Annotated in this window: 23 protein-coding genes; 9 read left to right on the forward strand and 14 right to left on the reverse strand. The window is 62.2% G+C overall.

Features of this window, described 5'->3' with window-relative positions; all coding sequences use genetic code 11:
• Positions 1-59: 59 nt before the first annotated feature.
• Together NKJ11_RS26050 and NKJ11_RS26055 are read right to left on the reverse strand one after the other, a co-directional pair.
• Positions 60-596, reverse strand: coding sequence for a hypothetical protein (locus NKJ11_RS26050; protein ID WP_352611591.1), 537 nt, complete (start codon positions 594-596; stop codon positions 60-62).
• A complete protein-coding gene (locus NKJ11_RS26055; protein ID WP_352794621.1) occupies positions 589-1,200 on the reverse strand; it encodes a CGNR zinc finger domain-containing protein in 612 nt (203 codons plus the stop codon). The genes NKJ11_RS26050 and NKJ11_RS26055 overlap by 8 nt, the downstream gene beginning before the upstream one ends.
• A 147-nt stretch (positions 1,201-1,347) precedes the next feature.
• Between NKJ11_RS26055 and NKJ11_RS26060 the strand changes: the two genes are divergently transcribed.
• From NKJ11_RS26060 to NKJ11_RS26075, 4 genes are all read left to right on the forward strand, one after another.
• Positions 1,348-2,253, forward strand: coding sequence for a branched-chain amino acid ABC transporter permease (locus NKJ11_RS26060; RefSeq protein WP_023813601.1), 906 nt, complete (start codon positions 1,348-1,350; stop codon positions 2,251-2,253).
• Positions 2,254-2,443: 190 nt separating this feature from the next.
• Positions 2,444-3,028 carry a TRAP transporter small permease subunit gene (locus NKJ11_RS26065; RefSeq protein WP_127412900.1) on the forward strand — a complete coding sequence of 195 codons (585 nt, stop codon included), beginning with the start codon at positions 2,444-2,446 and terminating at the stop codon, positions 3,026-3,028.
• The gene (locus tag NKJ11_RS26070; protein WP_352794651.1) at positions 3,028-4,809 is read left to right on the forward strand and encodes a TRAP transporter large permease; all 1,782 of its coding nucleotides are present in this window, start codon (positions 3,028-3,030) and stop codon (positions 4,807-4,809) included. The genes NKJ11_RS26065 and NKJ11_RS26070 overlap by 1 nt, the downstream gene beginning before the upstream one ends.
• 19 nt (positions 4,810-4,828) lie before the next feature.
• A complete protein-coding gene (locus NKJ11_RS26075; RefSeq protein WP_352794652.1) occupies positions 4,829-5,863 on the forward strand; it encodes a zinc-dependent alcohol dehydrogenase family protein in 1,035 nt (344 codons plus the stop codon).
• 41 nt (positions 5,864-5,904) lie between these two features.
• On the opposite strand, the gene NKJ11_RS26080 is transcribed toward NKJ11_RS26075, so the two are convergent.
• The 5 genes from NKJ11_RS26080 to NKJ11_RS26100 form a co-directional block, all read right to left on the reverse strand.
• Positions 5,905-6,654, reverse strand: a complete 750-nt coding sequence (locus tag NKJ11_RS26080; protein WP_352794623.1) for a hypothetical protein — start codon at positions 6,652-6,654, stop codon at positions 5,905-5,907.
• A gap of 143 nt (positions 6,655-6,797) precedes the next feature.
• Positions 6,798-7,163: an AlbA family DNA-binding domain-containing protein gene (locus NKJ11_RS26085; protein ID WP_352794624.1), complete on the reverse strand. Its 366-nt coding sequence runs from the start codon at positions 7,161-7,163 to the stop codon at positions 6,798-6,800.
• A gap of 58 nt (positions 7,164-7,221) precedes the next feature.
• A complete protein-coding gene (locus tag NKJ11_RS26090) occupies positions 7,222-7,551 on the reverse strand; it encodes a Rap1a/Tai family immunity protein (protein WP_352794653.1) in 330 nt (109 codons plus the stop codon).
• Between the two features lie 54 nt (positions 7,552-7,605).
• Positions 7,606-7,842, reverse strand: a complete 237-nt coding sequence (locus NKJ11_RS26095; RefSeq protein WP_352794626.1) for a hypothetical protein — start codon at positions 7,840-7,842, stop codon at positions 7,606-7,608.
• A 274-nt stretch (positions 7,843-8,116) separates the two neighbouring features.
• Complete coding sequence (locus tag NKJ11_RS26100; protein WP_136621867.1) at positions 8,117-9,226, reverse strand: TRAP transporter substrate-binding protein; 1,110 nt, start codon at positions 9,224-9,226, stop codon at positions 8,117-8,119.
• 263 nt (positions 9,227-9,489) lie between these two features.
• Between NKJ11_RS26100 and NKJ11_RS26105 the strand changes: the two genes are divergently transcribed.
• Positions 9,490-10,263, forward strand: a complete 774-nt coding sequence (locus NKJ11_RS26105) for a gamma-glutamyl-gamma-aminobutyrate hydrolase family protein (RefSeq protein ID WP_126067369.1) — start codon at positions 9,490-9,492, stop codon at positions 10,261-10,263.
• Here NKJ11_RS26105 and NKJ11_RS26110 read toward each other — a convergent pair whose 3' ends face one another.
• The 5 genes from NKJ11_RS26110 to NKJ11_RS26130 form a co-directional block, all read right to left on the reverse strand.
• On the reverse strand, positions 10,264-10,668 hold the full coding sequence (locus tag NKJ11_RS26110; protein WP_352794629.1) for a hypothetical protein: 405 nt from the start codon (positions 10,666-10,668) through the stop codon (positions 10,264-10,266). It lies immediately after the preceding gene.
• A gap of 77 nt (positions 10,669-10,745) precedes the next feature.
• Complete coding sequence (locus tag NKJ11_RS26115; RefSeq protein WP_352794631.1) at positions 10,746-11,729, reverse strand: 2-hydroxyacid dehydrogenase; 984 nt, start codon at positions 11,727-11,729, stop codon at positions 10,746-10,748.
• Positions 11,726-12,748: a LacI family DNA-binding transcriptional regulator gene (locus NKJ11_RS26120; RefSeq protein ID WP_352673202.1), complete on the reverse strand. Its 1,023-nt coding sequence runs from the start codon at positions 12,746-12,748 to the stop codon at positions 11,726-11,728. The genes NKJ11_RS26115 and NKJ11_RS26120 overlap by 4 nt, the downstream gene beginning before the upstream one ends.
• A 77-nt stretch (positions 12,749-12,825) precedes the next feature.
• Entirely contained in the window at positions 12,826-13,710 is an 885-nt protein-coding gene (locus NKJ11_RS26125; RefSeq protein ID WP_352753153.1) for a DMT family transporter, read from the reverse strand.
• Positions 13,711-13,902: 192 nt separating this feature from the next.
• On the reverse strand, positions 13,903-14,310 hold the full coding sequence (locus NKJ11_RS26130) for a DUF2000 family protein (RefSeq protein ID WP_352753151.1): 408 nt from the start codon (positions 14,308-14,310) through the stop codon (positions 13,903-13,905).
• Between the two features lie 48 nt (positions 14,311-14,358).
• Here NKJ11_RS26130 and NKJ11_RS26135 point away from each other — a divergent pair, with 48 nt between their 5' ends.
• The gene (locus NKJ11_RS26135) at positions 14,359-15,228 is read left to right on the forward strand and encodes an AraC family transcriptional regulator (RefSeq protein ID WP_352794633.1); all 870 of its coding nucleotides are present in this window, start codon (positions 14,359-14,361) and stop codon (positions 15,226-15,228) included.
• 24 nt (positions 15,229-15,252) lie between these two features.
• Here the strand turns inward: NKJ11_RS26135 and NKJ11_RS26140 are convergent, their stop codons facing one another.
• Positions 15,253-15,723 (reverse strand): MarR family winged helix-turn-helix transcriptional regulator, encoded by a 471-nt coding sequence (locus NKJ11_RS26140; RefSeq protein ID WP_352442660.1) that lies wholly within the window; start codon positions 15,721-15,723, stop codon positions 15,253-15,255.
• Between the two features lie 213 nt (positions 15,724-15,936).
• Entirely contained in the window at positions 15,937-16,668 is a 732-nt protein-coding gene (locus NKJ11_RS26145; protein ID WP_352442659.1) for an intradiol ring-cleavage dioxygenase, read from the reverse strand.
• A 201-nt stretch (positions 16,669-16,869) separates the two neighbouring features.
• On the opposite strand from NKJ11_RS26145, the gene NKJ11_RS26150 reads away from it, so the two are divergent.
• The 3 genes from NKJ11_RS26150 (at position 16,870) to NKJ11_RS26160 (ending at position 19,243) form a co-directional block, all read left to right on the forward strand.
• The gene (locus tag NKJ11_RS26150) at positions 16,870-17,922 is read left to right on the forward strand and encodes a CobW family GTP-binding protein (RefSeq protein ID WP_352611596.1); all 1,053 of its coding nucleotides are present in this window, start codon (positions 16,870-16,872) and stop codon (positions 17,920-17,922) included.
• Between the two features lie 44 nt (positions 17,923-17,966).
• Complete coding sequence (locus NKJ11_RS26155) at positions 17,967-18,122, forward strand: type II toxin -antitoxin system TacA 1-like antitoxin (protein WP_502895800.1); 156 nt, start codon at positions 17,967-17,969, stop codon at positions 18,120-18,122.
• A gap of 146 nt (positions 18,123-18,268) precedes the next feature.
• Entirely contained in the window at positions 18,269-19,243 is a 975-nt protein-coding gene (locus NKJ11_RS26160) for a WD40 repeat domain-containing protein (protein ID WP_352794635.1), read from the forward strand.
• Positions 19,244-19,245 lie beyond the last annotated feature (2 nt).

Genomic DNA, 19,245 nt, shown 5'->3' on the forward strand with positions numbered 1-19,245 from the left:
TCCGCGGACATTGCCCGGCGCACGAAAATTTCAGCTGCGGCCCGGATGGCCGCGACGCGTCAGCCGCCCTTCGAGCAATCCGGCTTCGGTTCGCCCGGCAGCTTGCCGTCGGGATGGCCGACGAGATCGGGGTTGGCGGTGTAGAGCTGATCGATGACCAGCGGCCGGTCGGGCAGGATCGACTGGTCTTCCGTCGACATCAGCGTGGTATCGATCTTCTGCAGGACCGCGCCGTCGGCGCCCTTGATGCTGATGGCAATCGCATAGGGCTTGTTCTTGACGACGCAGGTCAGTGCCGGGCTCTCCAGCGTCACCTTGTCGAGCTTCGGCCAGACCTTCTGCTCGACCACCAGAGGCACGCCGCCGGCGGGATCCTGGAAGCTGGCGACCGCGACCTGGCCCTCTCCCATCGGCTTCAGCGGCCGCAGGGTCACGACATAGGTCGCCCTTGCGAGGCGGTAGTTGAAGACGAATATCTTGCCGGAAATCTCGAACAGCTTCCCTTCGTCGCTGCCGGTATCGCGGCAGGCGCCGAGCGCAACGGCCGCGATGAGTGCCGCGCCGACAAGGATCGAACGGGAAAGGCCGCTACGCATTCCTGACCTCATTTTCCGCCATGCGACGGCGACGATAGTGACGGCTTGCCTTCTGCCTGTTGCCGCACACCGCCATGTCGCACCAAAGGCGGCTGGAATTGCGGCTTCTGTCGACGAACAGCCAGGTGCAGTTGGGACAGATCCTGAGCCTCGCGACGGTGTCGTCGCGCAGAAGCGACAGCGCCGAAACCGCCAGTGCCGCCTCGAAGGCGATCGGCGTCAGGGGATCACCGAACGGCCTCCCCGGCGCACCGATCTCGGTCCGGCTGCCGGCAAGGCCATCGGCGCAGGCTCTCAGGAATCCGGGCAGATCAGTGGTGGCAACCGCGCCCTTCGACGCCGCTCCACGGAACAGCCGGTCGGTCGCCTCGCGGATCGACAGCACGACGGGCGCGATCGCCACCGCCGAGGATACCGCCAACGGCCTTTCGCCAAGTTCGGCGGCGCGAAAGCGGCTCGCCGCATCGGCGAAGCGGGCAATCTCGGCCGGATCGTCGAAGCGATCGAACGTCCGCTCCCGATCGCCGCGCAGCACGACGGTGTTCGCCGTGTCGAGCGCAAGCAAGCCGCCGGTGAAGCGGTGCGGGGTCCACGATACTGTCATGCCAAAAATCTAACCGATAAATCGTATTTGACAAGTTATATTCAGCGATGCAACCTCACTCCGGGATGCGGCGGTCTCCGCAGCCTTTTGAGCATGTCGTTGGCCAAGACCGCTTCGCACTTTTGGCGGCATGCTTCGAGGTTTTGCATGCTCTATTTCTTCCAGCAGGTGTTGAACGGGCTGCACTCGGGCGCGCTTTATGCGCTGCTCGCCTTTGGTTATGTGCTGACCAACGGCATCCTGCACCGCACCAATCTCGCCTATGGCGCATTGTTCGCCTTTTGCGGCCAGACGATGATCCTGACCGCGGCCTTCGGCTATCAGGTGCTGTGGCTGACGCTGCTGGCGGCGGTGGCGCTCGGCGTCGTCGCCGCGTTCCTTTATGCCGCGCTGATCAGCCACGTGCTGTCACGCAGCGTCTTCGAACCGTTGGCCGACCGTACACCCAATGCGATCGTGGTGACGACGCTCGGCATCCTGCTGCTGCTGTCCGAAGCGAGCCGCATCGCCGCCGACACGCATGATCTGTGGCTCCCGCCGATGCTGGCGCAGCCCATCGTTTTCGCGCAGGGCGCGACCTTCAAGGCAACGCTGACGCTCATCCAGATCATCGACTGCGCCGTGGTGGTGGCGGCAATCGCGCTGGCCAGCCGGGCTTTTGCCCGGTCGAGCTTCGGACGGCGCTGGCGCGCCGTCTCCGACGACCCCAAGGCAGCCGCGATGTGCGGCGTCGACGTGCGCGCGGTGTTTCGGCATGCGGTGCTGTTCGGCGGCTTCTGCGCCGCGCTGGCCGGTGTCATGGCCGGGCTCTATTACGGCAATGTCAGCTTCGGCTCGGGCCTCGTCTACGGGTTGAAGATCCTGTTCGTGACGGCGGTCGGCGGCTATCTCTCGCCACCGCGCGCAGCACTCGGCGCGGCCGCCTTCGGTATGGCCGAATCGCTGTGGGCCGGCTATTTCCCGGTCGAGTGGCGCGACGCGTGGATGTATCTGTTCCTGGTCACGACGCTGATCCTGATCGGCGCCGGCCGCGACACCGGCAAAATCGCCTGAAAAGGTCAGACTTTGGTTGCATGACGCGAGGGCAGATCGCCGGTATCGGGCACTGTCTGCCATGCGATGATATTTGCTGCCTCTATGCTTGTTGACCCGTCAGTCCACGCGCGGCATACCGTTGGACCACGCGGCGTGACGGACAAAAAAGGGGGGAGCCGGCACGCCTCCGGTACAAGGGAGGAAATGCATGGCAGGGCTTCTTGCTCTATCCAGGACTATTGATCGCGCCAACGAATTCATCGGCAAATGGATATCGTGGCTGATCCTGCTGGCGATCCTGGTGAGCGCCGCCAACGCCATTATCCGCAAGGTGTTCGACATATCCTCGAACGCCTGGCTCGAGCTGCAATGGTACCTGTTCGGCGCCGCCTTCATGTTAGCCGCCGCCTATACGCTGAAGCAGAACGAACATATCCGCATCGACATCGTCTACGGCCTGTTTTCACGCCGCGTACAGCACTGGATCGACCTGCTCGGGCATCTCTTCTTCCTGATGCCGTTCGTGACGCTGATGGTGATCTATTTCGTGCCCTATGTGTCGCTGTCGTTTCGCAGCGGCGAGATGTCCAACAATTCCGGCGGGCTGATCATCTGGCCGGCCAAGGCCATCCTGCTCATCGGTTTTTTCCTGCTCGCGCTGCAGGGCATCTCCGAAATCATCAAGAAGATCGCCATCATGCGCGGAGACATGGACGACCCCAATCCCTTCATATCGGTGCATGAGCAGGCCGAACTCGAAGCCAAGGCGCTGGCCGACGAGGTGCGCTCGTGATGGAGTTCATCGCGCAGAACATGGCGCCGATCATGTTCGCCTCGCTGATCATCTTCCTGCTGATCGGCTACCCCGTCGCCTTTTCGCTGGCCGCCAACGGCTTGATGTTCTTCTTCATCGGCGTGCTGCTATCCCCCTATTCCGGAGGATCGATCAACCTCGCCTGGCCGCTCCTGCACGCATTGCCGGATAATTTCTACGGCAGCCGGGTGATGTCGAACGACACGCTGCTGGCCATCCCGTTCTTTACCTTCATGGGCCTCGTGCTCGAGCGGTCGGGTATGGCCGAAGACCTGCTCGACACGATCGGCCAGCTGTTCGGGCCCATCCGAGGCGGCCTCGCCTATGCGGTGATCTTCGTCGGCGCGCTCTTGGCGGCGACCACCGGCGTGGTGGCGGCTTCCGTCATCGCCATGGGCCTGATCTCGCTGCCGATCATGCTGCGCTATGGCTATGACCGCCGGCTCGCATCCGGTGTCATCGCTGCCTCCGGCACGCTTGCCCAGATCATCCCGCCGTCGCTGGTGCTGATCGTGCTTGCCGACCAGCTCGGCCGCTCGGTCGGCGATATGTACGCGGGCGCGTTGATCCCGGGCCTCGTGCTCACCGGCCTCTATATGTCCTACATCCTGATCATGTCGATCATCCGGCCGAACTCGATGCCGGCGCTGCCGCTCGAGGCTCGTACACTCGGCCATGGCGTGATGTCGCTGCTGGTGGCTTTGCTGGTCACATCAGCGGTTTCCTACGCGGCGTATCGTTATCTGGCGCCGGCGCATGGCGACAATGCCGACATTCTCGGCGCGACGGCCGGAGTGCTGTTCATCTACATCGTCGCCATTGCCGACAAACGCCTGAACTTCAACATGATGTCCAGGCTCGCGCAGCAGGTGATCATCGTGCTGATCCCGCCACTGGCGCTGATCTTTCTGGTGCTGGGCACCATCTTCCTGGGCATCGCCACGCCGACGGAAGGCGGCGCCATGGGCTCGGTCGGCGCCTTGTTCATGGCGGCGGCCAAGGGGCGCTTGTCGCTTGACGTCGTCAAGCAGGCGCTGGCCTCGACGACAAGGCTGTCGTCCTTCGTGCTGTTCATCCTGATCGGCGCACGGGTGTTCTCACTGACCTTTTACGGCGTCAACGGCCATATCTGGGTCGAGCACCTTTTGACGTCGCTGCCGGGCGGCGAGGTCGGCTTCCTGATCGGCGTCAACATGCTCGTCTTCTTCCTCGCCTTCTTTCTCGACTTCTTCGAGCTCGCCTTCATCATCGTGCCGCTGTTGGCACCGGCCGCCGACAAGCTCGGCATCGATCTGATCTGGTTCGGCGTACTTCTGGGCGTCAACATGCAGACCAGCTTCATGCATCCGCCCTTCGGCTTCGCGCTGTTCTACCTGCGCTCGGTCGCCGCCCGCGTGCCCTATCTCGACCGCCTCACCGGCAAACAGATCGCGCCGGTGACCACAGGGCAGATCTATTGGGGGGCGGTGCCCTTCGTCTGTATCCAGGTGATCATGATCGGACTGACCATCGCCTTCCCGCAAATGGTGATGCACTACAAGGGCACCGTCGTGGATCCCGGCACGATCGACTACAAGGTGCCGGAGGTGCCCGGCCTGTCGCCACTCGGCACTCCACCGGCAGATGGCGCAGCGCCTACCGGCGGTGGCACGGCGCCGGCCGCTCCCGATCTGTCGCAGCCGCCGAGCTTGGGCGACGCGCCGCCGGCCAAACCGGCAGCACCGCAACCCGACCTGTCGCAGCCGCCAAGCTTCAACTGAGACGGCCATGGCGACGATGATGAAAGCGGTTCGGCTGGAAGCGGTGGGCAGCATCGCACTGCGTGACGTCGACAAGCCTGACATCGGGCCGGACGAGCTTCTGGTGCGGATCGAAGCCTGCGGCGTCTGCGGCACGGACCGGCATCTGTTTCACGGTGAATTTCCGTGCACACCGCCGGTGACGCCCGGCCATGAGTTTTCCGGCATCGTCGAGGCGATCGGCAAATCCGTATCGGGCTTTGCCGTCGGCGATCGCGTGACCGGCGACCCCAACATCGCCTGCGGGCGTTGCGCGCACTGTCACGCGGGACGCGTCAACCTGTGCAGCAATTTGCGCGCCATCGGCATTCATCGCGATGGCGGCTTTGCCGACTATCTTGCCTTGCCGCAGAAGCAGGCTTTTGTCCTGCCTGCCGATCTGAAGCCGACACATGGCGCCTTCTGCGAGCCGCTGGGCTGTTGTCTGCACGCGATCGACCTCGGACAGATCAGCCCTGGCTCCACGGTTGTGGTGCTGGGCGGCGGCGTGATCGGCCTGCTCACCGTGCAACTGGCAAGACTGGCCGGGGCCACGACCATCATCCTGTCGACCAGGCAAGCCTCGCGGCGCGCGCTCGCCGAGGATCTCGGCGCCACGGCTTCGGTCGATCCGACCGCCACCGATGTCATCGAAGCCATCGCCGGGTCAGCCGGCCTGGTGCCGGGCGGAGCCGACGTGGTGTTCGAATGCGCCGGCGTGCGAGAGACCGTCGAGCAGTCGATGCGGCTGGCCCGGGCCGGCGGCACGGTCGTCATTGTCGGCGTGACGCCGCAAGGCATGAAAGCGGAATTCGAGCCCTTCGACCTGCTGTTCCGGGAACTGAAGGTGCTCGGTTCCTTCCTCAATCCCTACACCCATCGCCGCGCCGCCGAACTCATCGCTTCCGGTGCGATCGAGATCGACAGGCTGATCTCCAGGCAGGTGCCGCTCGAAGACGCGGCAGCGGTGATCGCCAATCCGCCGGCGCCCGGCGAGATCAAGGTGCTGGTAGTGCCGCGCTGGGCCGTCGCCTAGCCTTGCGCGCAGGCTTGGAAACCGACTTTCGATAGCGCCAACTATCGAACAGAAAGATTGGGGCCCAGTCGAAGTTTTGAAAAATCGACGTCTATTCCACATGCCCATCCAATTTGCTCGGCAAACAGTTGGGCAATGTCATCGAACGTCGAATCTACGCCCAGTTCGAGTCGATCGGTCAACGCCGTGAACCTCGAGGCAGCTACGGTTTCGCCGAATGCATCTCCATTGCTGAAGATGACTTGCCCATCCTTGGACGCCCGAAGCTCGCATTCCATCAGAAGCGGCACTTCCACTCGACCTAAATGTCTTCGCAGACGCCACGAATTATACAAAGACCAAATGGCGCCGACAGCGTACCAACCTGGGTAGTGCTTCGTCTTGTCACCATTTGAAACATGCATCCCCGATAGCTCCATTGTGCCGTCGGTCCATATTGTGATTTCCCTCAATCGCCCGTCGTCGTCCTGGTCGGCGGCTTTGATGGCCCCGGCAATAGGTCTCCAACGTGGCGAAGGAAATGTCAGCATCGTCGGCTGACTGCTGAGGAATGGCACATCCGCAACTTGAAATTCTCTACGCCCAACCACTGACGGCAGGTGGGAAATTTGGAAGCTCAGCGCCGGCACTACCGTAAATCGAAAGAAGACATGTGGCGGATACGAAGAGTGGACAAACCGCCGCTCGATCACCTGCTCAAATTGCTTGCGTTGACGATCAAAGGTGCGGTTGACTCGATCGATCGAAGTTCGAGCTTCCCAGAACACGTGCTGCAGGTCGCGCATCGTCATCGGTTCACAAGACGCTCCACGTCTGACGAATGCCCTTGCTGGCCGCCCTACGCCATGCGGCGCGGAGAGCGATTGCGGAACCTTAATCACAATGAATCCGGCGCCGTCTTCGTTCGTTTTTATCGCTCGCACTTCCAGCATTGCTAGTGGAGGTCGATTACAGCTCGAAGGCTGCTCTCTAACCGTTCGGCGCATTCGGCGACCGACGGGATGGGATCACCCACACCGGCTGAGACCGCGACGCCGTCAGTTAGCTTCTTCTCGCGAACTCCAAGCAGCAAAACGCCGCCAAAGGCATTTGCAAAAGCGACCAGTTCCTCGGCCAAAGCGTCTCTGCTTTTGGATGAGATTTGATCCTGCCGAGCACGCCACTTTTCTTGAGTTCCTAGCTCAAAGTCGGATTTGAATTCCAGTTTTAGCGATTCGGGAACGTTGGACGTAGCTACAGCCTCGAAATCGGAAAGTGTCCACTCGGCGATCGGTCGGCTGCTCATAGCCTCGATATTCAAAACGCTCTCCTAAAGGCAGCAAATTGGAGAGCGTAAATCATGGCATGGATTCCCGCTCTCATGGGCACGGCCAAGCTGCTCGGAAAGACATTCTGACAAGGCTAGGAGCGGGCTGTTGTCGGCTCTCGGGATGATCTTGTAAGAACCGGCAAGTGACTTCCTTCAATTGCCGGATTTGAACACCTTCAGGAAGGCAATAATGCTGAGGCTCAAAAACCTCTCCGTCCACCAGACCCTCAAGGTATCCGAAAACTTGGATCGGTGACTGCATACAAAAATCGTTCAAATCGTTGCCGGTGATGAAGGCCACGATGTTTTGCGAATTCGCTGGCGTGGCAGAAAGCATAAGCGCAAGGCAGATACTTTTTCGCCAAGCATGTATTTGCATGTCCAAAACATAGGAGAAAACTGAGGCCAACGGAAGATGCCCACGATCTGTCACTTATTCGAACACAATGCTGACGGTTGCATCTGGATAGAGGTCGGGGTCCATCGCAATTTTCACGCCGCGGTACTCATCCGGCTTGCCGGCCATCTTGAACAGGCTGTTGCTCATGCGGATTCCGATCGGAAGTCGTTGAGCGTTGTCATCAAGTGCCTGATCTAGCCATCCAAACACCTCATCGGTCGATTCGTCGCCGACAAATGATTTCCTAAGTCCAGGCGTTTGATCTGACATAATCCACCCCCTTCGATCAACTATCGCGGTAGAGCTATTTTTGGTTGGTGAGAATGAGCTAACCGGTAGACATTTGCCAACTATATTCTCGGCTACATTTCGCGACTATCGATGATGTGAGTTTCAAAAATTGACGCGCGGCGGCGTCAGTTCGACGAGCTTCTATTGCCACGCGCCGGGCGGAATACTGGTCGAGGTCAGTTCCTCGCCGGCCTGAAAAGAAAGACCCCGGGCGAGCAGGCCCGGGGTCTTTTGCGTCAATGCGATGGGCTGATTACAGCTTCCCGTTGCGCTGCTGCACCATCATGAAGGTGTCGTAATTGTATTCGGCCACCTGCGCCCAGAGATAATGCTCCTTGCGGAAGCCCTTGATCGATTCCCAGATCTTCTTGAACGGGGCGTTGGAGGCTTCCATTTCGGCATAGACCTCGTTGGCCTTTTCGAAACAGGCGGCCATGATCTCCTGGCTGAACGGGCGCAGTTTCGCGCCGCCAGCCACCAGCCGCTTCACCGCTGCAGGGTTCAGATAATCGTATTTCTGCAGCATGTTGGCGTCGGCCGCTTGTGCCGCGGTGCGCAGCAGCGACTTGTAAGCCGGCGAAAGCTCGTCGTATTTCGCCTTGTTGAACATCAGGTGGACGGTCGGGCCGCCTTCCCACCAGCCGGGATAGTAGTAATAGGGCGCGACCTTGTAGAAGCCGAGCTTCTCGTCGTCATAGGGGCCGACCCATTCGGCGGCGTCGATGGTGCCTTTTTCCAGCGCCGGATAGATATCGCCGCCGGCGATCTGCTGCGGCACGACGCCGAGCTTCTGCACCACTTTACCGGCAAAACCGCCGATGCGCATCTTGAGGCCGGAAAGGTCGGCCACCGTGTTGATTTCCTTGCGGAACCAGCCGCCCATCTGCACGCCGGTGTTGCCGCCAGGCAGGCCGAAAAGGCCCTGCGTGGCGAGGAACTCGTTGAACAGGTCGATGCCGCCGCCATGGTAGTGCCAGGCATTCATGCCGCGCGCGTTGAGCGAGAAGGGAACGGCCGCACCGAGCGCCCATGTCGGGTCCTTGCCCCAGTAATAATATGCCACCGTGTGGCAGGCTTCGACCGTGCCGGCCGTGGTGGCGTCGGCGGCCTGCAGGCCCGGCACCAGCTCGCCGGCGGCGAAGACCTGGATCTGGAAATTGCCATCAGTGGCTTCCGACAGCATCTTGGAAAACACCTCGGCGCCGCCATAGATGGTGTCGAGCGACTTCGGGAAGGACGACGCCAGCCGCCACGTCACCTTGGGATTGGACTGCGCTATTGCAGGCGCCGCCAGCGTGGCCGCTGCCGCTGCGGCACCGACGCCGGTGACACCGGCCTTACGAATGAATGAACGACGATCCATGAAGTTCCTCCCTTTTGGATCAACAGACCGACGTTCGGGATACCTCGTTCCCGTGTCGGTTGGGGGAAAACAATACACAGGCAAAAGGTCGAGTCCAGCACGCTGGCCCGATTCGATGGCGAAGCCGCGCGGCCCTGCAACTATAGTCTAACGAGATGTTTCGTGGCCCATGCGACACGCTGAAACTTGGCATGGAAAAATACCCAGGGATCGCCTATTTTAGAGGCAGGACATCCCTTGCCCAAATGGAACACAGAGCCAAAATGCACCAGCCGCTCGTCGCCATATCGACCGACGTCCGTCAGTTCGACAACTACACCTGGCATGCCGCCCCGCAGCAATATCTGGAAGCGGCGATCACCGGCGCTGGCGTGTTCCCGCTGCTGGTGCCATCGTTCGGCGACCGGCTCGACTTCGACGAGCTCCTGTCGTCAGTCGACGGCGTCATGGTTACCGGCTCGAAATCCAATGTGCATCCTTCGCTCTATGGCGGCGACGCCAGCGAAGCCAATGGCCCCTATGACCCGGCGCGCGACGCCACGACGCTGCCGCTGATCCGCCGGGCGATCGAGCGCGGCGTGCCGCTGCTCGCCATCTGCCGCGGCATCCAGGAATTGAACGTGGCGCTCGGCGGCACGCTGGGCACCGAGATCCAGGAGCGAGAGGGTTCGCTCGACCACCGCGCGCCGGTGAGCGACAAACAGGACGAACGCTTCGCCATCCACCAGACCATTTCGATCAAGCCAGGCAGCTGCCTGGCCGGCGTGTTCGGTGCCGGCGACATCAAGGTCAATTCGTTGCACCGCCAGGCGATCGACCGGCTCGGCTCGAAGCTGCAGATCGAGGCGGTCGCCAGCGATGGCACGGTCGAGGCGGTTTCGGTGCGCGACTCCCGCGCCTTCGCCGTCGGCGTGCAATGGCACCCGGAATATTGGGTCAAGTCGGACAGCAACTCGGTGAAAATATTCCGGGCCTTCGGCGATGCGGTTCGCCTGCACGCCGCAGCGAAGGCTGGCGCGCGGGCCGCAGCGGAATAATCAGTCGCCCGATTTCGGATCGCCGGTGACCGCCAGCGACAGCAGCGGCAGCGCCGGGGCATAGGATTCGTAGCCGTCGCCGTCGGCAGCCGCGAAGGTGACGATCGGATCGAAACCGTTGACGCTGAAGGCGACCGTGCCGTCGTTTTGCTCGCGCCAGAACTTCGCCTGCTCTATGCCCGGCAAGAGCCGACGGCATTTCGGAGCAACGGTGAGCAGCGACAAGCCGTCCGAAATTTCGGCCCCGCGGCTGACTGCACAGGCCGCCTCATCGCCATTGGCGACCAGCCTGTAGCTGTTGGACGGCGTGGCCTCGTTGGCCACGCTTTCCCCGCTGCCTAGATGAAACAGCTGAACGCCGCCAAACAGCGCTGCGGCAGCGATCAATACGGAAAGTGTTTTCATCGTTCTTCATCCACGCACACGGATAGGTTGAAGAATGATTCCAAAGGGTTAAGCTGACGTTAATAAGTGAGGCAGCCTCAAGCTCGCGCCTTGACTTCCGCCGTCTCGGGCACCGGGGTCAGCGGACGGCGCTCGGTGAACCAGGAGACCAGATTGTCGACGCAGAGATCCGCCATGGCGCGGCGGGTATGGTCCGAGGCCGAGCCGACATGCGGCAGTAGCGAGGTGTTGGGCGCATCGAGCAGCGCCTTGGGCACGTTCGGTTCGTAGGCAAAGACGTCGAGGCCGGCGGCGGCGATGGTGCCGGTGACAAGGGCTGCCGCAAGCGCCGCCTCGTCAACCGTGCTGCCGCGACCGATGTTGACGAAGACGCCGTTGGCGCCAAGCGCCGACAGGATCTCGGCATTGACCGCCTTCTCCGTCGAGTCGCCCCCCGGCACGACCGAAATCAGCGTATCGACGGCTTCGGCAAGTCCTTGCAGGGTCGCATGGTACTGGTATGGAAGACCTTCGACACGGCGCCGGTTGTGGTAGGCGACCGGCAAGCCAAAAGCTTCCAGACGCCGGGCGATGGCCTGCCCAATGCGGCCCATGCCGAAAATACCCACACTGCGCCCGCGCAAGGTCAGCCGGCTCAGCGGATAGTTGCCGTTGCGCACCCAGCTGCCGTCGCGCAGCCAGGTTTCGGCGCGCGGCAGGTCGCGGATGGTGTTGATCAACAGCCCGATCGTGGTATCGGCGACCTCCTCGGTCAACACGTCGGGCGTGTTGGTAACCATGATGTTCTTCGCTCGGGCATGGCCGACATCGACCGAATCATAGCCGACGCCAAAGGAGGCGATGAGCTCGAGGTTGGGCAATGCATCCATCATCGCCGCGTCGATGCCGGCAAACGAAGCGATGCCGCGCACATCACTGCGCATCTCGTCGGTGACGAGCGCCGGATCGGCGCGTTCGATTCTGACACGCCTGAACGTGCGGTTGATGCGGTCGACCGCATGGTCGTTGAAATCGCCCGGCACCAGGATGGCGACGGATTGCAGCTGTTCGGCCTTGGTCATACACGCTCCACCGGCTTGCCGGTCGACTGACGCACATGCAGTTCCGGCTTGATCAATTCCTGCGAGGGCCGCACCGTCTGGCCGTTGAGCTTGTCGAGCAGCGCGCTGGCGGCGCGGCGGCCAACCTCGCGCTGGCCGTTCCAGACAGTGGTCAGCGCCGGCGTCGCGATCGCCGCTTCCTCAAGGTCATCATAGCCGGTAACGGAGATGTCGACGCCGGGCACAAGGCCGGCACGGGCAATGCCGTTCATGAGGCCGATGGCGACAAGGTCGTTCCAGCAGCAGGCAGCCGTCGGCCTGTCCTTCAGCGCCAGGAACTGTCCGGCGGCCTCGAAGCCGGCCTGCTTGGTGCGCGGCCCGGCGATGCGCCATGACGACCTGACTTCCAGCCCGGCCGCCTCCATCGCATTGACATAGCCCTGGTAGCGGTCACGGCCGGTCGAGGTCTGGTCGGTGCCGCCGATCATGGCGATGCGCTTGTGGCCGAGCGAGATCAGGTGGTTGGTGGCGAGACCTGTCCCGTAAGAGTCGTCGCCGCGAAACACCGGCACGTCGGCACCCTCGACGGTGCGCGCGATCAGTACAGCGGGGAGGCCGTTCTCCTCGGCCATCAGGATGTCGGAAGCCGGAGTGCCTATCGCCGGCGACATGATGACGCCGTCGGCGCCGAGCTGCAAAAGCGTATCGATAAAGGTGCGCTGCTTTTCGAGCTGATCATAATGATTGGACAGGATGAAGGTCTGCCGGCTGCGGTCGAGCTCGCTTTCGATCGAGCGCAGTATCTCGGCGAAGAATGGGTTCATGATGTCGTGGACGACGACGCCGACAATGCCGGAACGCGAGGTGCGCAGGCTGGCGGCGCGTCGGTTGTAGATATAGCCGATGGCGCGGGCATGTTCCTTGATGCGGTCACGGGTGGTCCCGGCAACCAGAGGGCTGTCGCGCAGCGCCAGCGAGACCGTGGCCGTGGACACGCCGAGCGCATCCGCGATCGTCGAAAGCTTGATTTTTTGTGCCAGCGACGTGTGCTCCCCGGACCTGAACTTCCAGACCTAAACTGTTTAAAGGCGGCGTTATGCCACCGATCGGGGGCAAATCAAAGTTTTTTTGCCAACGCTTCGGCCTCGACATCCGAGGCCGCGCGGCTCCGCAGCCGAAGCCTATGCTCGCGATGGACGATGTAGAGACCGCTGGCGACGATGATGGCGGCGCCGACCAATGTCCAGCGGTCGGGAAACTGCTTGAAGACGATCCAGCCGGAAATGATCATCCACACCATCTGCGAATAGGGATAGGGCGCCAAAGCCGTGGTTGTCGCCAGCCGGTAGGCCTGGACCAGCAGCCAGTGACCGACGCCGCCGAACACGCCGAGCATCAGCAGCACGAACCAGTGCCAGCCATTATGCGGCAGGGAAAACGAAAACGGCAGCAGGGGCAACAGCAGCAGCGCTGGCGCCAGCGCCGAAAACAGGATGAGGCTTTCCGATGTCTCGGTCGCCGACATGCGGCGCGTCATGATGACGTAGAAGCAGTTCGACAGCATCGAGCCGAGCGCGAAGAGATGTCCGATGCCGAAAACGCCGACGCCCGGCCGGGTGATGATGAGGACGCCGGCAAAGGCCGCCAGGATGGCCAGCCAGCGCCGCCAGCCGGCCCACTCGCCAAGCAGCGGACCGGCCAGTGCCGTGATCACCATCGGCCCGAAGAAATAGATCGAGGTTGTCTCAGCCAATTGCAGGGATTTGAGCGCCAAGACATTGAATATGGTCGATCCGAACAGGAACGCGCCACGCAAGATATGCGCCGGCAGGTTGACCGGACGAAACCGCACCGGTTCGCGCCAGCCGCGCAGCAGCGCGCCGACCAGCACCACATGCACGGCGAAGCGCACCCAGGCAACGACCAGCACGGAAACGCCGGCAAGGACGAGGTATTTGCTTGATGTGTCGAGGAAGGTGAAGCAGACATAGGTGGAAAGCATGCACAGGATCGCCACCGGGGGCGTCGCGCTTTCTACATGTCTTTGGGGAGCACTCACTTGCAGGCCGGGTGGGAAGCTAGGCTGGAGCCCACCTTTGCGGGAATTGCCGGGTCCCGGCAAGCCAATTGTCGCCAGCCGCGACGTGAAAGCCTGCTGGCACAACAAGAGCCGCCGGCAGGCGTAGTGCCTTGGCTAGGCGTGCATGCGGGCGCCCTTGGTGATTTTATCGACCAGTTTCTTGTCGGCGCGAAGCGCGATCCCGACCACCTTGGCGTCTTCAGGCGCGAATTCGGCGAAGACGGCACGGTTGGCCGCGTCAAAGCCGGTCGAAAACATCTCCTCGACATAGAGCGAGGTGGTCACGCCGCGCTCTAGCGTGCGCCGGTGGATGGCCCCCAACGTTGTCTGGTCGGCGGACAAAACGATGACCGGCTGGATCGACAGCGGGTTGTAGAGATTGCCGGCGCGGTCGCGATAGGGTTCACCGATGATATCGGGAAACTGCGCGACGATGCCGCTGGTCAGGAAAGCGGTGACGTTGAGTTTCTGCCAGACCGGCAGATCTTCCCCGAGCACGATTGCAAATTTCGTGTCGAACATGAGACATTGGCCATTCGGTTGTGCCCCAATGCGAGGCTGAAGGAGACGATGTCGCACGATCTAGACAGCCAGGCTTTCAAGGGTCTTGGACGTTTGTGCGTCGATGCGGCGGAAAACCGTATCATCTCCGCCCCCGATCCCGCAGGCATGGAGCGGATCGAGGCGCGCTTCCATGGCAGCGCGTTCGACCTGCATCGCCACGACACCTATGCGATCGGGGTGACGCTGCACGGTGTGCAGACGTTTCGCTATCTCGGCGCTGCGCGCCACAGCCTTCCGGGCCAGATCATCGTGCTGCATCCCGACGAGGTGCATGACGGCGGCGCCGGCACCGAGGACGGCCTGCGCTACCGAATGCTCTATCTGGAGCCGTCGCTGATGCTCGCCTGTCTTGGCGGCGCTTCGCTGCCTTTTGTCAGGGATGGCGTGGTGACGGACGCCGCCTTTTGCGCAACGCTGCTTTCGGCGCTGGGTCCGCTGGAGCAGGAACTCGACGAGTTGTTCGTCGACGACTTCCTGACGCAACTGATGCAAAGCCTGATCCGGCATGGCGGCCAGTCGGCGAAGCCAATGACCAGGACGGCGTGGCGGGCGGCTGCGCTGGCGCGCGACTATCTCGCGGAAAACCTGAACCGGCCGGTGCGCTCCGGTGAACTGGAAGCGGTAACCGGGCTTGATCGCTATGCCTTGTCACGGCATTTCCGTGCCGCTTTCTCCACCAGTCCACATCGCTTCCTGGTGATGCGCCGGCTTCAGCGCGCGCGGCGGATGATCGCCGCCGGCGAACCATTAGCACAGATCGCGGTCGAAGCCGGCTTCAGCGACCAGAGCCATTTCATCAGGCAATTCAAGAAGGCGTTCGGCATGACACCGGGACGCTGGTCGTCGCTGATCCAGGGCTCTGCCGCGGCGGCCTGATCGCCTGCCGCGACAATCCGCCGGTCAGCCGTCCGATTCGGCGTCGTCGTCGATGAGCACCAGTTCCTCGTTCGAGAGGTTGGCCTCGATGCGGGCAAGCAGTTTGAACAGCGACTTCTGGTCCTTCTTGTCGAGGCCCTTCAGCGCCTGCTTTTCGGTCTTCTTCACCGATTTCTCGATGGCGTGGATGATGTCGCGACCGGTGTCGGTGAGGAAGATATGCGCCTGACGGGCATCGGCCGACGAAGCGCGCTTCTCCAGAAAACCCTGCGCCTGCAGCCGGTTGATAGTCTTGGTGATGGTCGGCGGGCGCACGCCGAGGCGTCCGGCCAGATTGCCAGGCGTCTGGCCGTCCTCACGGTCGAGCGACAGCATGATCTGGTCCTGGCCGGCATAGAAGCCGTGCGCCAGAAGCCGCGCCGCCAGCGCCGTTCTTGCCAGCCTTGCCGCCGAATGCAGCCGGCTCATTGTCGCAGTCTTGTCCGCCTTGGCCATGGTCTTCCCTCTTCGGCCGTACCGGTGCGGGCAGCATAGAGGCAGCCGGCCGGTTGGCAATCGACGATCAAAAAGATTCCGGTGCTTCAAACAGCTTTGCCGGCAAGCATTGTGGTCCGCCGTGGCTAATGCCAGATGTTTATTTCAGTTAGATGACAAACGAATTCCCCGTCGGAGTTTTCGTCGCCAGCAGGGTGGTGGCGTGACCGCCGCTCAGCCAGGCTTCACCGCTACGATCATCAGCGCCTGATAGGCATCCTCCAGCTCGCGCAGCGCGGCCTGCGATTGCGGTCCGGCCTGCCTGGCTATGCCGTCCGCGGCATTCGAGGTGTCGCGCTTGCCCGGCCGGTCGTTGTAGGGTGCGACCGTGGTGAAAATCTGCTCGCTGAGGCTGTCGGGGAAGAACAACTGTCCGGTCATCACCGAACTGTCGTTAGGGAAGATCTTGAAATGGATATGGGTGGTGCGGCCGCGATACCAGCCGGGATAGATGGTGGCGAAGGAAACGATGCCGCTCGCGTCGGTCCTTTGCCAACCACGCAGGAAGGTCCGGCCCGACGTGTCGACGTCGCGGTCGTCACCCTGTCTGGGATAGCCGGAATAGGCGCCTTGCGCGTCGCAATGCCAGATGTCGACGCGGGCGCCGGCAAGTGGGCGGCAGTCCGCGTCGACAACCTGCAGCCGAACGCCAAGGGCTATGCCCTTCTTGCCTTCGGTGACGTCCGCACGTTCGAGTTTCGGGTCGAAATAGAACGGCCCCTCGGTCACTTCAGGCGTAATGGTGCAGACACCGGCGCCGTTTTCGAACAAGGCCAGTCCGGCATAGGGTAAAGTCTGGTCTGCAATCGCGGCGGCGGGCAGGAAGGCACCACCGCCGGCGGTGACCGCGATCAAACCGAGCGCCTGGCGCCGGCTCATTGAGAAGGAGGATGGCTTGCCGGACATATCTTGCCTCTCGAATTGGCCTCTCGTATCCTGATCTAAGCGGTCACAGCGGCTCTCGCCAATGAAAATTCAGCAATGTCGGCAAGCCGGTTTGGCCCATCGGTTTGCCCCGTGCAAAAGCCCGACACACACCCTATATGGAGCCGACATTCCCTTTTTCTCAGGCCGAATTTTCGAGGCCCAGCACTTTCGAGGCAAGCCATGAGCGACGCACAGACGCAGATCCCCGTAACCGTTCTCACCGGCTATCTCGGCGCCGGCAAGACGACGCTGCTCAACCGCATCCTGTCGGAAAACCACGGCAAGCGCTACGCCGTTATCGTCAACGAATTCGGCGAAATCGGCATCGACAATGATCTGATCGTGGAATCCGACGAGGAAATCTACGAGATGAACAATGGCTGCATCTGCTGCACGGTGCGCGGCGACCTGATCCGTGTCGTCGAGGGCCTGATGCGCCGGCCAGGCCGCTTCGACGCCATCGTGGTCGAGACCACCGGGCTCGCCGATCCGGTGCCGGTGGCGCAGACCTTCTTCATGGACGACGACGTGCGCTCCAAGACCAGGCTTGACGCGGTGGTGGCGCTGGTCGACGCCAAGCACCTGCCGTTGCGGCTCAAGGATTCCAGGGAAGCCGAGGACCAGATCGCCTTCGCCGACGTCGTCGTGCTCAACAAGACCGACCTCGTCACATCAGAAGAGCTCGCCAAGGTCGAGGCGACGATCCGCGCCATCAATCCGGCGGCGAAGATCCATCGCACGACGCGAGCCGGCGTCGACCTGACCGAAGTGCTCGACCGCGGGGCCTTCGACCTGTCGAGGGCACTGGAAAACGATCCGCACTTCCTCGAGGCGCATGAGGATCACCACCATCACGACCACGATCATGACGGCCACGATCATCACCATCATGATCATGACGGGCACCACCATCACGACCATGCGTCCGACATCCATGACGTGACAGTGCAGTCGGTGTCGCTGCGCGGTGGCGAGATGGACCCGAAGAAATTCTTCCCGTGGATCGAGAAGATCACCCAGATGGAAGGTCCCAACATCCTGCGGCTGAAAGGCATCATCGCGCTCAAGGGCGACGACGAGCGCTATGTCATCCAGGGTGTCCACATGATCATCGAGGGCGACCACCAGCGCGCCTGGAAGGACGGCGAGAAACATGAGAGCCGGCTAGTGTTCATCGGCCGTGAACTCGACGCCGAGCGGCTGAAGAAGAGCTTTGACGCCTGCCAGGCGTAATTTTGCTCGGGTAGGAACAAGTGATGCCTAGATCGACCGATAGCATGACTGAGCATGAAGCCCAGCCCGCGATCGATGCCGCCGAGGTAGTGAGGGTGTCCGCCACCGATTTCGTGCGTATCCTCGATCTGCTGGAACGCCCGCCGAAGCCCAACGCCAAGCTACGCAAAGTGATAGCGGCGTTGCCAAACACACTGTAACGGCACCCGCTTAACGCGAGGAGTCGATCGCGAAACAGCGCGATCGAACATCCTTCGATGGCAACCCTTATGGTTGCCGGAACCGCAAACGTCGAGTAAGCCGCCGGGTTGTCTCTGCAATCTCGTCTAGGTGAATAAAGATAACCATGCCAACCGTCGCCCCGCTTGATCTCCAGGGACATTGCATCGCCGCCGTCTTTCTCGGCGACGTGCCGCATTTTGCGATGGCCGACGGCGCCGTCCATCGGCTCGACCATGGCCACAAGACAGTTCAGGCCAATGACGGGGTGCTTGCCGCCTTCCATGATGCAGCCAATGACCGGCTGATCACCGGCGGCGAGGACGGCAAGGTGTTTGCCGTGAAGGCGGGCGGCGAGGTCACCGAATTGGCAAGCGCGGCCAAGAAGTGGATCACCAGCGTTGCCGCCGGGCCGCAAGGCGCCATCGCCTATGCCTCAGGCAAGACCGCCTTCGTGCGCTTCGCCGACGGCAAGACCAGGGAATTCGTCCATCCGCGTTCGGTGGAGGGGCTGGCCTTCTCGCCCAAGGGCATGCGCTTCGGCGTTGCCCGCTACAATGGCGCGACGCTGCATTTCCCCGCGGCCGAGGGCAAGCCGGTGGAACTCGAATGGGCCGGTGCCCACACCGGCGTCACCTTCTCTCCCGATGGCGCCTTCCTCGTCACCACCATGCAGGAAAACGCGCTGCACGGCTGGAAGCTCGCCGACGGCAAGCACATGCGCATGACCGGCTATCCCGGCAAGGTCAAAAGCCTGTCGTGGAGTGTGAAGGGCAAGTGGCTGGCGAGTTCCGGCGCGCCGGCGGCGATCGTCTGGCCGTTTTCCGGCAAGGACGGCCCGATGGGCAAGGCGCCGCTGGAGCTCGGCACGCGCGGCAACGCCATGGTGACGGCTGTCGCCTGCCACCCGAGCCAGGATGTCGTTGCCGTCGGCTATGATGACGGCATGGTGATGGCGGTGCGTTTTGCCGACGCCAAGGAAGTGCTGTTGCGACGGCCGGGCAAGGGCGCCGTCACCTCGATGATGTGGGACAAGGAAGAACGCCGGGTCGCCTTCGGTAGTGCCGCCGGCGATTGCGGCGTCATCGATATCACGGCCTGACC

Source organism: Mesorhizobium sp. M0243, from assembly GCF_040321775.1.
Classification (GTDB): Bacteria; Pseudomonadota; Alphaproteobacteria; order Rhizobiales; family Rhizobiaceae; genus Mesorhizobium.